Genomic DNA, 15,514 nt, shown 5'->3' with positions numbered 1-15,514 from the left:
CGTCCGCCCGTTCAAGCTTAGTACGATGAATATTTAGAGCATTAGAAATATAGAAGGTGAAGGATTGACGATCGCCCTCAACAAAATCAAATCGAACTAGACTGCCAATAAATAGCGTCTGGCCGGAGTTCAATTGATAGACAAGCGGTTTAATCGGCTTGTCCGGCAGCAATGAAGCCAAGAAGCTGCGCGGCACAACCTCAGTCATCCGCGTGGAATATACGATTCCTGGTGTATCTATAATCGCTTTCCCATCTTCAAGCGGAATATGAACCGCATCAAGCGTCGTTCCAGGATACCTGGAAGTCGTCAATTCACGCTCCATATCGCTGTAATCGCGAATAAGCCGATTAATTAGCGTAGATTTCCCTACGTTTGTTGCACCGACCACATAAACATCGCGACCATTCCGATACTGTTCAAGAGCTTCAATGACATGCTCAAAGCCCATATTGCGCTTCGCGCTGCAAAGTACGACATCGACTGTCCGCAATCCTTCTTCCTTGGCTTGCTTCTGTACCCAATTCCGAAGTCGATTAACATTCATCGCTTTCGGCAGCAGGTCAATTTTGTTAACGACGAGCAGTACCGGATTGTTACCTACAAAACGTTGCAATCCAGAAATCAAGCTGCCCTCAAAATCGTACAAATCGACAATATGCACGACCAAGCTGTCAGTCGTCCCAATGCTGCCTAGCAGCCTTAGAAAGTCATCCTGATCAACAGCAACTGAGGATGCCTCATTATAATTCCGAATACGGAAGCATCGTTGACAAATAATCGGCTCGCGGCCTATGGCTGCTTCCGGTAAAAACCCAGGCAATTCCGGTTGTTTAGATTGCAGCTGTACGCCGCAACCTGCACATGACTGAGATGCCTGACTAAGCTGTTGTTCACTCACTTTGTATCCCCCTCATACCATAAACCTTTTTTCCTTAAACTTTTTAAAGCAATTCGTTCAATACGTCGATTCACCCGAGTCATAATTCCTTCGTCCATAGGTGCAATCGGTGCTACAAGAATCGTAAATAAGCCCATACGATTTCCGCCCAGCACATCTGTCAACATCTGATCGCCAATGACGACCGTCTGCTCAGCGGGAAGCTGCAGTACATTCAGCGCTTTGCGAAATGCCTTGCTTGCTGGCTTGCGAGCAGCATGAATGTAAGGAATTTGCAGCGGAGCTGCGAACTTCCCTACACGTGAATCATTATTATTAGAAACGATAACAACCTGAAAACCGCGTGAGCGAACAGCATCAAGCCACTGCACGAGCTCAGGTGTTGCCAACGCCTCCTTAGCACCAACTAGCGTATTGTCTAAATCCGTAATGATGCCGCGTACGCCTCTGGCTTGCAGCTCATCTAAGTTAATCTCATACACCGTATTCACACGCATGTGCGGCAACAGCCGTTCAAACATAATCGATATCCCTCTGCTTTCTGCCTGCTATCTTACGAAACTATACCATACAAACCAAATTTGTTGCAAAAAAATACCGCTGCCAAAAACGCTGGCAGACGGTATTTGATTATCTTAACTGATCAATAAGTACTTTCACCCGTGCAACAAATCGGTCAGCCTCTTCATTTGAAGCTACGACTTTGCTATATTTTGCTTGTTCAAAGCCATCAAGCACCGCTCTAAGATCTTCACGTAAACGCTTATGATTTTGCGACCACCGCAATATAGCTTCACGCAGCGTCTCATGATCCTCCCGCTCCATTCCACGCTTCTTGCATATGCGCAGCAGCTTATGCATCTCTAATACGATGCGATCATTTTCCGTATACGAGGCAAAGCGGAGCCTTCTCCATATAGCAATCATTTTCTCACGGCGAATGATTAACCATACTGATCCAAGAACTGCTAGTAAGGCAGCAGAACCGTACGCCCAAAACTTAGCATTTGAATTCACATCTGATTGAACAGGCGCAGTTACATCTAAATCATCATTATCTAAATCTGTCAGTGGAGCTGCTTCATCCTTAACCATCGTGTAGGGGAATGAGAAGCCTGCTGTCGCTTCAAAAGGAATCCATCCATAGCCTTCGAAATAAATCTCCACCCAAGAATGAGCATCTGAATTTCGAACGGTATACGTTCCCGCGCCTGATGGATTAACTTCCTCTTCCATATAACCACCTTGAGGACCAAAAGAGTTAGCTGGGAGTGCTCCTGACGAAAAGCCTTTTACCCATCTTGCAGGCAAACCAATACTTCTAGCCATCACAGCCATTGATGTTGAGAAATAATCACAATAGCCTTCCTTCAACTCAAATAAAAATTGATCAACGAAATCAATACTCTTACCAGTAAGCTTCGTTTCGTCCGGCTTGTTATTATAAGTAAAGCTCAGCCTCAGATAAGCTTCCAGCTGCTTTGCTTTATCATAATCATTTGTAGCTTCTGCCGTAATTTTCTCTGCAAGCTCCTTAACCCGTATTGGCAATGTATCCGGCAGCTGCGTATATACCTTATTGCGATTTACTGCCGAATTATCGCTCCAGCCTGCAGTTGCGCTTCTTAAAGCGGTCTCATCAAGCTCTGGGACTGTAGATGTAACGGAGTAAGACGTCGGATATTCCCTCAGCTTCAAACTGTTCGGTAAATGCAGTTCCCATGAGCCAGGCAACCATAATAGATTCCCTCTTGTCATATCAGCTTCTTCATTGTCAATCCAATGAATCTTCGTTATTGGTGCCGCGGCGAACAAGACCGGATAAACGTCCTTACGAACCATCGATACAATTTGATTAATTTCCATCGTCTTAGCTAATGGCCGATCATCAAGTATGGGCAGTATCGCTTCTTTACTGATGTCGGAAACGATTTGGTCATCCTCGCCAGCCTTTACATCCAACCATCCATCACCTGAATAGAAGGCTTTAGACTCACCGCGCCAATAACTGCGTTGGTTGGTCGAGACGGTCATCACTGGAGAATAATCATAATCGAAGCCGCCGCCGAGACTATCATCGTTCCTGCCATATCCTGAACTCACATTGCCTGAGCTTTTCGGAGAATTGAGATCCGCTCCTTTATCTCCGAGAAAGATCTGCACGGTCTCGCCTTTGGACTCCCTCCAGATCGTGTAGGGATCTTGGAGTATAGGAGAAATGGAAGGCATATTCAGCCCTACAGTCATAAGAACCGTTAAGACGACTGCGATAGGCAATATTAATTGAAAGGGATATTCAATAAGCTCTCTCCAGCTGTTCGGATGTTCACGCTGAAGTCTGGATAATTGGCTTGCAACGAGCCATAACAACCCAATGAATACAATAAACCCAATCTCATCCCATAGCCAAATTGGCGTAAATGAGTCCGCGATTGTTAGCAAAAAAATACTTGCGCCAATAAAACCGAAAACACGCGGGCGTGTCACTGTCCATATGCTAAACAGTAAATAAATCAACAATAAAGCAACGCTTATCCATATGAACGGATGAAGCTGTGAAGAATACTCTTGCACCCACCAAATCCATTCCTGCCAGCGTTCCGGCTTTGCAATTATCCAATCCATTCTAACCTGCTTGATCGTAATTATAATAGCTGTAAGCAGTTGCAAGAATATCTTTATATATCGACTTCGCAAAGGCAGCAGGAGATCAATAGCTAGTGCCGTGAAAATCGTATAATACGCGATCGTAAACGTCTCATCCCACCAGTAGTTCTCAAAGATGGATATGCAATTAGCTACAATGACTGCCACAAAAATAAACGTGAGCTTCCCATACCAATTCATTGTCAAATATTTCAAATTGTAACGAAAGGCCTTCTTCATGCTGTCCCCCCCTTTTCAAGTGCCGAAGGGAGTTCTTGCAGCTGTCGAATTTCAAATACGGGACAATTCCGCTCGTGCATGACTTGCTGCCAAGCGGTGTTGTGGCTCAGCTTATCTACAGTAGATAAGATATGCAGTACACAAGGGGTAATCCCTTTGCGAGAAAGCCACTCTACGCTTCGTATAAGTTCGGCGCCAGTCTCCGATGTGATGATAACAGCGAAGCAGCCTGCTTCCAGCAATGAATCAGCACGCTGCAGCGATTTGTATAGCGGATGTATTGCATCCGCATCAACAAAGGTCAAATGCTTCATGACCATATTTCTCTGATCTATGCCCGCCTTTGGAGTCATCATAGTCACGCTCTCGCCAATCGACAGTAATCCCATTGCTGTATCTTCTTTAAGTCCATTTTCAAGCAAGGATGCAGCAGCTGATACAGCTAATTCAAATCGAGTAGCCAATTCACCGCCATACCCACTTAGGCAACGATCCAATATAACAAGAGTTCGCGGCAATGACTCGCGCTCGAATGCTTTTGATTTCCACTGACCCGTCTTAGCAGTCGCGTTCCAATGAACGCGTGACAAGCGATCACCATATAAATACTCACGAACACCGTTGATTTGTGTTGTTTCCTTAGCAGAACGAGATGCAACTGCATGAGAATACGGTCCACGAATACCGCGCTGAACGCCATGCCACTGTCTTAGTGGTACTGTTTGTGGCAATACGCTGAACACCGTCTCTGATCCAAATTGTCCAGCATGCTCGAACAATCCGAACACGTCGTACGATAGGCATTCCGTATGCGTAAACCGATACTCACCGCGCTGTAGAGGCGGCGTTTGGTAAATGACATGGCCCGTTCGCTTCCAATTGGGAACAAACGAGGTTTCGAATGCAAGCTTCTGCCCATTATGACGATGCAACTGGTCTCTGACAATAACATATGGCAAAGGATAATAACCAGGAATTTTGACATTCAAATTAACATCCAGGGAGCTGCCAGCAGTTAATGACTGATCCAGCGAGGTAGCGCCTTGACTTGAATAGGATCTGCTGCCGCTTACTTTGTTGATCCCGCTCCACCGTCCGAGCAGCAAATATAATAGAAGCATATTAAAAATAATAAAAAGCATAAATGCCGTTTTGCCGCCTTGGAACAAAAAATAGAATAGATTGATCGTATAAATAACCGCAATAAGCTGCCAGCGTATTTTTATCGTTCTCGCGGCCGTCATCATGTTATCGCTCTAGCCGAACCGGCACTTTCGTCGTCTGGATAACCTGTGAGATAACGTCCTCTGCTCGCAGACCATTCATCCTCGCCTCGGTGCGAAGCAGCAAGCGATGCGGCAGTACATAAGGAGCCAACGCTTTCACATCATCAGGAGTAACAAACTGTCGTTGCTGGATATAAGCGCTTGCCTTAGCAGCTCTGGCCAGTGCAATCGCCGCACGGGGACTGGCACCCAGCATAATGCTTGCATGCTCTCTCGTACCTCGGATTATATCTACCAAATATTTACCCACGGCCTCATCAATATGAACCTGAAGCACTTGTTCCTGAATGTTGATCATATCCGTTATATCAATCATCGGCTCAACTCGATCGGAAGGATGAATGCCCTCATTAGACAACACCATCCGCTGTTCATCCGATTCACTGGGATAACCAAGCGAAAGCTTCATCATAAAACGATCGAGTTGTGCCTCTGGGAGTGTATAGGTTCCTTCAAACTCAATAGGGTTTTGGGTGGCTAGAAGAACGAAGGGCTGCGGCAGCTCATACGTGTCACCGTCTACCGTTACATGACCTTCTTCCATCGCCTCAAGCAATGCGGATTGCGTCTTCGTCGTAGCTCTATTAATTTCGTCTGCAAGCAGTATATTGGCCATAACTGGTCCCGGTCTAAACAGAAACGCTTCTTGCTTCGGGTGATAGATGGATACGCCTGTAATATCAGTCGGCAGTAGATCAGGATTGCATTGAATCCGTCTAAACTGACCTCCAATTGATTTCGCCAACGCCTTTACTAACTGTGTCTTGCCGGTGCCTGGCACATCCTCAAGCAGTACATGTCCACCTGCGATGACAGCGATAAGCAATCTTTGGATTTCTTCCTGTTTGCCGAGGATACAAGAATCTAAGTTTCGTAGAATAGTAGCACATAATTGCATGTCTGCAGGACGAATATCCATTTAAATACCTCCCGTTATAAAAGCATAAGTCCAGATTACATTACTACTATTTTACAGTAATTCCATTCCGCTGCACAAACCTTTTCGCTACAAAAAAAATTGGAGGATCCCACAGGATCCTCCAATTGATAGTGTTTAATTAGCCCTTCGGTCTAACGACCAAGGCGGCTAGAAATGAGAAAATAATCGCCGCTGAAATACCTGCGCTCGTCACTTTGAAAATACCGGATATGACCCCGATCCAGCCTTGATCATGAAGCTCGGTCAACGCACCATGCACAAGCGCATTACCGAAGCTAGTGATCGGTACAGTAGCGCCCGCACCTGCAAATTTTACCAAAGGCTCATAAAGGCCTATGCCGTCGACTATCGCACCAATGACGACCAACGTTGCCATCGTGTGTGCCGGAGTTAACTTGAACACATCAAACATGATTTGTCCGATAACACAAATCGCTCCCCCGACTAGAAAAGCCCACAAAAAAATCATAAACGCTTACTCCTTCCCTGATCCAATTGCAACCGCATGTGCTATGCATGGAATGGATTCTCCTTGCTGATACGAAAGAGGGGAGAGCAAAGCTCCTGTAGCAACCACTAAAATCCGCTTCAATTCACCCTTTTTGATTCGTTTCAGCAAATGCCCGTAAGTGACAACCGCCGAGCAGCCACAGCCGCTTCCGCCAGACTGTACCTTCTGCTTTTGAACATCGTAGACTAGGAGGCCGCAGTCAGCAAATATAGTATCATTCATAGGTACTCCGTTTTGTAGAAGCAACTCCTTTGCGATTGGGTGTCCGACTCCCGCCAAATCACCAGTAACAATTAAATCATAATCACTCGGTGAGCGGCCTGTATCATTAAAATGTGCTTGAATCGTATCAACAGCGGCAGGAGCCATTGCTGCGCCCATATTAAAGGGATCTGTTATTCCCAAATCGATAACTTTACCAATTGTCGCGCACTCTACAACCGGACCGTCCCCTTCCGATGACACAACCGCTGCGCCCGCGCCAGTAACCGTATATTGAGCTGTTGGAGGCTTCTGCGACCCATATTCCGTTGGATATCGGAACTGCTTCTCTGCCGTGCAATTATGACTACATGTTCCGGCCAGTACATGAGTTCCTGCTCCCGAATTAACAATCAAAGACGCGATTGCCAGCGATTCCATCGAGGTGGAGCAAGCGCCAAATACACCGAGGTAAGGAACACCAAGCGTGCGTGCAGCAAAGCTATTGCTAATAATTTGGTTCATAAGATCGCCGCCCACATAAAACTGGAGCTGGTCACGATCTATGCGGGCATTCTGAATCGCAAATTCTGAAGCTTGCTCCATCAGCAACCTTTCAGCTTTCTCCCAGCTAGCCTGCTGCATATCAAGCTCAGGATGAACGAGATCAAAATCTGCCGCAAGCGGTCCATCCCCCTCGTCCGGTCCGACCACGGTAGCTTCACCGATAATAACCGGGCGCCTTTCAAACCACCACGTTTGTTTGCCTCGCAGCATGTCATTGCCCCCCTGTACCAAGAATAAGATGGGCTATCCCAACGAAAAATGCGGCCACCGTTCCGAATACAATAACAGAGCCTGCAAGCTTAAACATATTGCCGCCGACTCCAAGCACGAACCCCTCACTTCTATGCTCAAGCGCTGCAGAGCACATGGAGTTCGCGAACCCTGTTACTGGTACGGCTGAACCAGCACCCGCCCATTGGGCAAGTTTGTCATATACGCCAAGGCTCGTTAAAATAACCGATATGAAAATAAGTACGGCAACCGTAGGGTCGCTCGCTTCTTCACGAGTCATCTTAAGCAGATGAACAAACAACTCCTGAATGGCTTGTCCGACTACGCAAATCCCTCCGCCAAAAACAAATGCCTTCAAGCAATTTGTAAATATAGAACGCGGTGGTTCCATCCTTTTCGCGAAAGACTGATATTCTTTAGGTGACATTGACATTTTTTTATAGGTATTACCGCTCTTAGGTTTTTCCGCCACTGCTGTATCCTCCATCTCTATTGCAACTTCTCGTTAATCATTTGTAAAAAAAGGATTAATTATGCAACTCAGGATTCGTAAGTATAGCCAAAGAACAATTTCCCAAACGAAAATAGCCCTTGACCAGTATAACCAGCCAAGGGCAAAGCTATTGTAACCATTAGATAGCGAATAATAATACAACGAGCAAGATAAACAATACGAGTACAAGAATGCTCATCGATTGCTTCTTATTCCGCTTTGTGGACATTGGCTGCTCCCCCCAGATCGGGCTTTTACCTACAGCATATGTCTGAATAGCCCGTTTTGGGGCTTTTCCATTCAAGTTTGTTTTGCAGAAAACTAATGAGCGATAATCATAACGTCCTTTGCCGGCAAGTTATATTCTCTACCGACCAAATGCCCCGTTAGCAAATCCTTAAGTGGATCCGATTGAAGTTGAATCACCGCAGCTTCTGCATTGTGATTTAATATAATTGAAGGAAGGCTTTGTAATCAGCATAACGGATCAGCCGCCAAAAAAAGTACCCTCATTATTTTAAGAAAATTCATATGAAAAAAGCGTGACGTCCCAACCTCTAAATGAACGGTTGACGAAGAGGGACACATCGAGTAATAAATTGTTGTACTTATACACTAGCCCTGCAGGAAAGAAGATGACTTTGTCCAAGACTGTATTTCATACAATCAAAACATCCAATTCACACATTAAGAGACTGTAACAACCTATTTGATTGTATATTTTCCATTCAAACACATAAGAGGATGAAATTATCGGGGTTTGAATGTACAAAATCCACTCAAATCGCCAATCACCTTAGCCCAGCGACGTACTTACTTTCTTACTTACTTACTTACTTACTTACTTACTTACTTACTTACTTACATTGCACTACTTTTGTCTTGAGTTGGGTTTGCTGGGTGGTTTGCTGGGTGGTTTGCTGGGTGGTTTGCTGGGTGGGTCTGGTGGTACACAAAAAAGCGTGAATCCTCGAAAGGATTCACGCTTGAATCATTGCTATAAACCAGCTGCACCGTATACTTTATCAAAGCCAGCCTTTGAGCGTAGCACAAGCTCCTCTGGAGATTGAACGGGTGCTTCGGCGGTTAAAATTTCTTGTGAAATGGCACCCTTATAGCCAATTTTGTTGAGCGCTCCTAGGAAGCCTGCTAAGTCGATAACCCCTTCACCAGGATAAATACGTTCATTATCCATGACCTCTTCAAGCGGAACGTCTGGTGCGTCATTGATATGTACATGAACAATTTGATCAGCACGTAGCACTTCTATATCAGCTACCATCAAGCCATTCGTATACCAATGATAAGCGTCAAACAACAAGCCTACATTGCTTTCACCAATGGTTTCGATCCAATCCAGAGTATCTTCTTGCGTCCAGATGAACGGATTTGCCCATCGTGTGCGCAAATGATGTGGACCAACGTACTCCAATCCTAAGCGAATGCCGTATGCGCCAAGTATTTGTGCGCATGTCCGCAGTCTGCGTGTCGCCAATGCCATAAAATGAGCAGCATTCAAATCAGTAGAAGGCAGAACGTATGTGCAGCAGCTCGTACAGCCGAGTGCCGCCGCTGCTGCTGCCGAAGCAGCAAGCTTCTGTAACCCTTCAAGAAACGCCTCTTCAGTCGTTCTCCATTCTACCGGGAGACCGATAGATCCAATAACGAGTCCCTTGCTGGCAAGTAATTGCCTCGCTTGCTCAACTCCATGACGCGCAATCAGACCAGCGGCGTCTATATCAACAGCCTGAAACCCATGTGCAGCCGCTAGTTCAATCAAATGTTCATCATTTTCAATCCGTCCGAGTCCTGCTCCAGTTAATCCTCTAAGCATAAGTCAGCCTCCTGCTTCATTTTAGGTTATTCGTTATTAGATCGTTATTAGCTTTTATTCCAATCCAATTTCACTTCATTGCCAGTTCTAGAGGACTCATAAATGGCATCTAATATTAAATTATTCGTATAGCCAGTTAATGCCGAAGAAATCGGCTGCTTGCCTTCTCGAATACATGCTAAGAAATGTCGGCTTAGGCGAGCGCGTTCACCTTCATCGTTATCCGCTTTGACAAGCTCTGTCTCGATTGGCCGGTTAAACTTCTCGGTGAGCAGCTTTCCTTTGGGGCCTCTATAACTTGCTCCTCCCTCGGAGCCCATCACATGAACAAATGGTGTATTATCGGTATCCATATGAACGGCCCAGCTTACTTCAAGCGTAAGCGTGCTTCCGTCTTCCATCTTAATTAAAGCGGTTGCCAAATCTTCCACATCGAAGGTACCATTCCAATTGGGCGTACCCCAGCTGCCTATCCCTTTGCGGTTTGGACCAAAATGTGCGTAAGTAGCGCCATACACCGATACTGGCTTAGGATTGCCCATCAAATACAACGCAAGATCTAGCATATGTACGCCAATATCAATAAGCGGTCCTCCGCCTGATTGATCCATTTGTGTAAACCAAGTTCCCCAGCCTGGAATTCCCTTGCGGCGGAACCAGCCTGTTTTAGCTGTATATATTTTACCAAGCTCTCCGCGGTCGATTTGCTCCTTGATTTGCRTCGGCACTGATTCCCAGCGCATCTGATGACCAACCATTACGACCTTATCAGAGGCTTGACTTGCACTCAAAATTTGACGTGCTGCTTCCCCGTTAATACCCATTGGCTTCTCGATTAGAACATGTTTCCCCGCTTCGATTGCTAAGACAGCAAGCAGTGCATGGAACTGGTTAGGCACACCGATTATTACTGCATCCACATCTTCACGTCCAATAAGTTCCTCAGGACTAGCGACTACATTTGCAATACCAAATTGCTTCGCCTTTGCTTGTGCAAGCGGCAAATACACATCAGTAATAGCTGTAATCTGACACTCTTCGTTTAGCTTGGAAAATTCGCTGGCATGAACGCTTCCGATATTACCTGCACCGATTATGCCAATTCTAATTTTATTGTCATTATGCAATCGATTTCCTCCCTATTCACTTCAAAAACTATCGATATAGGTCTACACTCGTTATAATAGAATAAATACGATGAGAAATCGTGCTTGTTTTTCGAGAAATGTCTCAATTTTTCGGAGGAATCAAATTAAAGATGACCTATATCCCAGATTATTTGAAAACATACCCAAATAAGGACACCTCTTCACCTCTTCATATTAGTTTAAATCAACTGTACCACGGCTTTCGTCCGCATCGCCATGATTTTCTGGAATTTTCTTATGTAGTGGATGGTAGAGGTTCAGAGGCTATAAATGACGCAAAACATGAAATGCAGTCCGGCACGTTCACCTTTGTGCTTCCTTATCAGGTGCACGAGCTTTTCACTGAGCCCGGGAGCACATTAGTTTTGTATAATTGTATGTTCAGTATGGATTTATTAATGGAGCCCGGACCAGAGGAAGGACTACTTACTTTAATAGACGGTACAAGATTACCCGCATTCGTTCAGCTTAATGGAGCCGATAATGAACGAATGCGCCAATTAGTAGAAGATATGTTTCATGAATATAAGGGGAATGAGCCTTGGAGACGTACGCTTTTGCAAGTAAAGCTCAAAGAAATATTAATTACCTTTGACCGTTATCGCAGGAAAGCAGCGCCAACATTATCCGTTACTCCACCCGCTTCCAAAACAAACGCTTTGGTATGGCCCATCATTCATTATATTCATGTTCATTATCAAGATGACTTAGCGCTATCTGATTTAGCCGTAAGGTTCAATATGAGCGTCTCTCGCATTAGCGAAGTTATCAAACGAACAACCAATCAAACGTTTGTCCATTTTCTCCACGACTTGCGAATTCGCCATGCCTGCAGCTTGCTTGTATCCACAAATATGGGTGTGTCAGAAATCGCGCTTGAGGTTGGTTATGGATCATATAAAACCTTTTCACGCGTGTTCAGAGAAACGAAGGGTCTTGTTCCCAAGGAATATCGCAAGCTGAAATTCAGCGGACAATAGTCATTCTGTTACAGACAAAGGGCTGTCTTTAAAGTAGATTCTTCTACTTTAAAGACAGCCCCTTGCTGGTTATGTGTTTTATTGTACGATAGAGACAATAAGGAATACGATGACAAGCACAGCGTAAAGTACAAGCGACACAACCATTAAGGTCCGCTTACTCACAGCGCTACTCCCCTTCCGGTTCTGAATAGGCTATACACCAATAGTCTATGTCAGTCGAATCAGAATGGACTTTGTCCGGAGGAATAGTCCAAACATCGCTAACTTCCTGCCATAGATCCTTATTCATTCTGTTTAACCACATCGTATTTGGGGTAATATTTAAAATAATCGGAGACATACAAATTAGGAGGCAATCTATTTTGAAAACAGCTATTCATTATAAAAAAATTACTTGGGTACTTTCATTCATCTCGCTCTGTTTATTGCTGATTAGCTGCAGCAAGTCTTCATCACCAGATATGACTACTAATTCTCCAGCTACACCGAACACTCCTAATGCTACAACCCAGACCACCGAGCCTATTCCAGTAGACCCTATTAGAGAGAAAATCGACCGCATGTCTACCGACGAAAAGATTGGTCAGATGGTGATTGTAGGCTTAGAAGGCACTTCCATGCAAGCTGATGCCGAGGAACTCATCTCCTCTTACCGAGTCGGAGGATTTATTTTGTATCAAGATAATATTTCCGACGCCAATCAAACTTTAAAGCTGCTTAACCAATTAAAAGTTGCTAATCAAGGGAATATCGAGCCTTTATGGTTAAGCGTTGATCAGGAAGGCGGGAAGGTCGATCGGATGCCAGAGGAGTTTTCTTCGATTCCAACTGCAAAGAAAGTCGGGCAAGTTAATAATACGCAATATTCCAATCAAATCGGACAAGTGTTAGGGCAAGAGGTGCGTGCACTTGGTTTTAATCTGAATTACGCTCCTGTTCTTGATATCAATAGCAATCCAAAAAATCCGGTCATTGGCAGCCGTGCGTTTGGTGCTGATCCAGAAACCGTCATTCGACACGGAATTGAAGTAATGAAAGGGATTCAATCGCAGCAAGTCGCTGCAGTCGTCAAGCATTTCCCCGGTCACGGCGATACTTCCGTTGATTCTCATCTTGCGCTTCCTGTCATACAAAAAAGTCTGGATGACCTTAAAGCTTTCGAGCTGCTGCCGTTCGTAGAAGCTATCAAACAGAAGACAGATGCCATAATGGTCGCCCATTTGTTGCTTCCAAAAATAGATGATAAAAATCCAGCCTCACTTTCCAGTACATTGATTACCGACTTACTAAGGGGCACTCTCGGTTATGACGGAGTTGTCATTACGGATGATATGACGATGGGTGGTATATCTGAAAACTATGAAATTGGTGAAGCCGCTGTTAAATCGGTGCAAGCTGGGAGCGATATTGTTTTAGTTGGTCATAATTTCGATCAGCAGGTGGCCGTTCTCAAAAACTTAAAAAAAGGTGTGGAAAGCGGTGAATTAACTACCGCACGATTGGATGACAGCGTGTATCGAATCTTAAAACTGAAGGAAAAATACAAGATCACGAATGCTCCGAACGAATCTATCGACGTCGATGAGGTGAACAGTCATATACATGCAGCATTAGACATGGGGAAAGCAAAGAAATAATGGATGAAAGAACGATATCGACAATTGTGCTTATCGCCGACAAGTAAACCAAAAAAAAGCTGTAAGCTCCGAAACGATGCTTACAGCTTTTTTTCATATGATATATCCGCCTTAACGCTGACGCTCAAAAAATACAGCTTTCAGCTTACAATCTAACGCGTCGCAAATAGACTATGCATTGTTTAATGATATGGACTCTTGACGCACTTCAGTTAAATAGAATAAACCTGTCCTATGGTCTGACGCTCTAACTCTATCAATTATTTTGCACAGACTGCTCATTGAATCAGAATCCTTTGTAGACGAGGCAATTTGAAACAGGGTATTTAAGCTTCCTAAAGCATACTCCTTATTCACTGCTCCGCTCTTAAGGTTTGTTAATATACGTTCGATTTCAGTATTAATAAACCACAAAACTCTTTTCCTTAAACTTAATTGATTCATGAAACCCCTCCGATGTCAGTTAAATAATCCCATTTTCAGTATATCCATCGCCATAACAAAACGCTGTCGAAGTACGAAGTCGAATAATGTTTTTTCTTCATTGTACCGATTCCGTCATATTGCTTATCCTTAGATATCATGCAATAATACATGTATAATTAATGTTAATCTTATGAATTCTTCTGACTATAACGCGATTATTTGGATGATTCCGTCATTCAAACTTTATTTATATAGGAATGGAGGCTGCAAATTGAAAGCTGCACATATGATCTATCCACTTCAACGGCAAGCTCCCTTCCGTGAATGGTCCCCCCGTATCCATTACGCTCAGTTCCAACGCATGGCAACCGGCTCTTTGGCCGAAAGGAGAATATACGACTTTGAGCTGTTATATGTTTGCCAAGGAGAAGCCGTTACTCATATGAATGCTCAGCGTTATAACATTACAGCGGGTCAGCTTATCTTTTTACCTTCTGGTGTGTTTCATAAAAATGAGGTAGTTTCTCGACCAAACGCGCGTTTTCTTGGCATTCATTTTGATTTCTTTGATGAACTCGATATCCATACAGAGGCTGATATGATTGTGAATGAATTAGCCATTCAGGTAGATAAGTTCGCTTCTGAAGCTTATACCGATGCTTCTCCCCCTTTATCTTCAACACCCATTTACACGCCATCTCTCGTATGCGTACAATTTATGGAGCAGCTTGTCCAGGAATTCACGATGCGCCGTTTGGGGTATGAGCTTGTATGTAAAGCATTAATGCTGAACATCTTAACACATCTACTGCGAAGTCCTACATCACGAGCGCTCTCACATGCTAATCAGCATGGCAGCAAACTCTTGGAATTAATGGAACAAATCGAAACAACACCATCCTTTACTTGGACAAATGTCGCGATTGCAGAGAAGCTGAACTTAAGTGTCGATCATACAGCTAAGCTCTTCAAACAAATAGCCGGCATGCCGCCAAGCGAATTCGTGCAATCTATTCGACATCGTGAAGCTAGGAAGCTTCTTCGCGAATCTGTATTAACGATAGAAAGTATAGGGGAACAAGTCGGTTATCCAGATATTCATTATTTCAGTCGGATTTTCCGCCGACACGAGGGCATTTCTGCTACGGAATACCGCAAATTATCTAAAATTTTATAGTATAAAGCAGTACGAATGAAAAATTAAACCTTTAATAAAATCATAACTGAATCCAAAATAAAAAAGCTTAAGATCCACGATCAAATTGGATTTTGAGCTTTCGGTTTACTAGTATTCMCACACTTGCAGAGCAGCGCCTATCATACCGCACAAATTACCCTGGTACGCAGCTTCAATTCGTACGCCCTCCATAAACGAAGGTATCGTTCTTTTGTTCACTTCTTTTCTAATTCCTTCAAACAACCTATCACCCGCTTCAGCAACGCCGCCGCCAATAACGATCAATTCAGGAT

At 44.2% G+C, this 15,514-nt stretch carries 15 protein-coding genes; 3 read left to right on the top strand and 12 right to left on the bottom strand.

Translation table 11 applies throughout. From position 1 onward, the window contains the following. The 10 genes from yqeH to AC1DWN_RS14950 all read right to left on the bottom strand — a co-directional run. A partial coding sequence (yqeH, locus tag AC1DWN_RS14995; RefSeq protein ID WP_477559705.1) for a ribosome biogenesis GTPase YqeH occupies nt 1-901 on the bottom strand: 901 nt, incomplete at its 3' end. Beyond that, a complete protein-coding gene (locus tag AC1DWN_RS14990; protein WP_477559704.1) occupies nt 898-1,422 on the bottom strand; it encodes a YqeG family HAD IIIA-type phosphatase in 525 nt (174 codons plus the stop codon). The genes AC1DWN_RS14990 and yqeH, both read right to left, overlap by 4 nt. A 109-nt stretch (nt 1,423-1,531) precedes the next feature. Beyond that, nucleotides 1,532-3,787: a DUF4129 domain-containing transglutaminase family protein gene (locus AC1DWN_RS14985; RefSeq protein ID WP_477559703.1), complete on the bottom strand. Its 2,256-nt coding sequence runs from the start codon at nt 3,785-3,787 to the stop codon at nt 1,532-1,534. After that, nucleotides 3,784-5,034 (bottom strand): DUF58 domain-containing protein, encoded by a 1,251-nt coding sequence (locus AC1DWN_RS14980; protein ID WP_477559702.1) that lies wholly within the window; start codon nt 5,032-5,034, stop codon nt 3,784-3,786. The genes AC1DWN_RS14985 and AC1DWN_RS14980 overlap by 4 nt, the downstream gene beginning before the upstream one ends. A 1-nt stretch (nt 5,035) precedes the next feature. After that, on the bottom strand, nt 5,036-5,992 hold the full coding sequence (locus tag AC1DWN_RS14975; RefSeq protein WP_477559701.1) for an AAA family ATPase: 957 nt from the start codon (nt 5,990-5,992) through the stop codon (nt 5,036-5,038). Between the two features lie 139 nt (nt 5,993-6,131). Beyond that, nucleotides 6,132-6,482: a stage V sporulation protein AE gene (gene spoVAE, locus AC1DWN_RS14970; RefSeq protein WP_477559700.1), complete on the bottom strand. Its 351-nt coding sequence runs from the start codon at nt 6,480-6,482 to the stop codon at nt 6,132-6,134. 6 nt (nt 6,483-6,488) lie between these two features. Beyond that, the gene (gene spoVAD / locus AC1DWN_RS14965) at nt 6,489-7,502 is read right to left on the bottom strand and encodes a stage V sporulation protein AD (RefSeq protein WP_477559699.1); all 1,014 of its coding nucleotides are present in this window, start codon (nt 7,500-7,502) and stop codon (nt 6,489-6,491) included. A 1-nt stretch (nt 7,503) separates the two neighbouring features. Beyond that, on the bottom strand, nt 7,504-8,010 hold the full coding sequence (spoVAC, locus tag AC1DWN_RS14960) for a stage V sporulation protein AC (protein WP_477559698.1): 507 nt from the start codon (nt 8,008-8,010) through the stop codon (nt 7,504-7,506). 1,003 nt (nt 8,011-9,013) lie between these two features. Then, nucleotides 9,014-9,850, bottom strand: a complete 837-nt coding sequence (locus AC1DWN_RS14955; protein ID WP_477559697.1) for a sugar phosphate isomerase/epimerase family protein — start codon at nt 9,848-9,850, stop codon at nt 9,014-9,016. Nucleotides 9,851-9,897: 47 nt separating this feature from the next. Next, complete coding sequence (locus AC1DWN_RS14950) at nt 9,898-10,977, bottom strand: Gfo/Idh/MocA family protein (RefSeq protein WP_477559696.1); 1,080 nt, start codon at nt 10,975-10,977, stop codon at nt 9,898-9,900. Between the two features lie 131 nt (nt 10,978-11,108). On the opposite strand from AC1DWN_RS14950, the gene AC1DWN_RS14945 reads away from it, so the two are divergent. Then, entirely contained in the window at nt 11,109-11,978 is an 870-nt protein-coding gene (locus AC1DWN_RS14945; RefSeq protein ID WP_477559695.1) for a helix-turn-helix domain-containing protein, read from the top strand. A gap of 365 nt (nt 11,979-12,343) precedes the next feature. Continuing rightward, nucleotides 12,344-13,618: a beta-N-acetylhexosaminidase gene (nagZ, locus tag AC1DWN_RS14940; protein WP_477559694.1), complete on the top strand. Its 1,275-nt coding sequence runs from the start codon at nt 12,344-12,346 to the stop codon at nt 13,616-13,618. A gap of 171 nt (nt 13,619-13,789) precedes the next feature. Here the strand turns inward: nagZ and AC1DWN_RS14935 are convergent, their stop codons facing one another. Next, nucleotides 13,790-14,062: a hypothetical protein gene (locus AC1DWN_RS14935; RefSeq protein ID WP_477559693.1), complete on the bottom strand. Its 273-nt coding sequence runs from the start codon at nt 14,060-14,062 to the stop codon at nt 13,790-13,792. A 253-nt stretch (nt 14,063-14,315) separates the two neighbouring features. On the opposite strand from AC1DWN_RS14935, the gene AC1DWN_RS14930 reads away from it, so the two are divergent. Then, nucleotides 14,316-15,221 carry a helix-turn-helix transcriptional regulator gene (locus AC1DWN_RS14930; RefSeq protein ID WP_477559692.1) on the top strand — a complete coding sequence of 302 codons (906 nt, stop codon included), beginning with the start codon at nt 14,316-14,318 and terminating at the stop codon, nt 15,219-15,221. A 108-nt stretch (nt 15,222-15,329) separates the two neighbouring features. Here AC1DWN_RS14930 and AC1DWN_RS14925 read toward each other — a convergent pair. Further along, the coding region (locus AC1DWN_RS14925; protein ID WP_477559691.1) for an ROK family protein at nt 15,330-15,514 on the bottom strand (185 nt) is incomplete at its 5' end.

It is taken from the genome of Paenibacillus sp. P4_A7 (assembly GCF_056402455.1).
The sequence above is the reverse complement of the archived record's forward strand: the minus strand, read 5'-3'. Positions and strand labels throughout refer to the sequence as shown.

What these genes read in the sequence shown, in the direction of transcription:
- AC1DWN_RS14955 (WP_477559697.1), bottom strand. Translation starts at nt 9,850, where the DNA reads ATGCTTAGAGGATTAACTGGAGCAGGACTCGGACGGATTGAAAATGAT.
- spoVAE (WP_477559700.1), bottom strand. Translation starts at nt 6,482, where the DNA reads ATGATTTTTTTGTGGGCTTTTCTAGTCGGGGGAGCGATTTGTGTTATC.
- AC1DWN_RS14990 (WP_477559704.1), bottom strand. Translation starts at nt 1,422, where the DNA reads ATGTTTGAACGGCTGTTGCCGCACATGCGTGTGAATACGGTGTATGAG.
- spoVAC (WP_477559698.1), bottom strand. Translation starts at nt 8,010, where the DNA reads ATGGAGGATACAGCAGTGGCGGAAAAACCTAAGAGCGGTAATACCTAT.
- AC1DWN_RS14985 (WP_477559703.1), bottom strand. Translation starts at nt 3,787, where the DNA reads ATGAAGAAGGCCTTTCGTTACAATTTGAAATATTTGACAATGAATTGG.
- spoVAD (WP_477559699.1), bottom strand. Translation starts at nt 7,502, where the DNA reads ATGCTGCGAGGCAAACAAACGTGGTGGTTTGAAAGGCGCCCGGTTATT.
- AC1DWN_RS14975 (WP_477559701.1), bottom strand. Translation starts at nt 5,992, where the DNA reads ATGGATATTCGTCCTGCAGACATGCAATTATGTGCTACTATTCTACGA.
- AC1DWN_RS14945 (WP_477559695.1), top strand. Translation starts at nt 11,109, where the DNA reads ATGACCTATATCCCAGATTATTTGAAAACATACCCAAATAAGGACACC.
- AC1DWN_RS14935 (WP_477559693.1), bottom strand. Translation starts at nt 14,062, where the DNA reads ATGAATCAATTAAGTTTAAGGAAAAGAGTTTTGTGGTTTATTAATACT.
- AC1DWN_RS14980 (WP_477559702.1), bottom strand. Translation starts at nt 5,034, where the DNA reads ATGATGACGGCCGCGAGAACGATAAAAATACGCTGGCAGCTTATTGCG.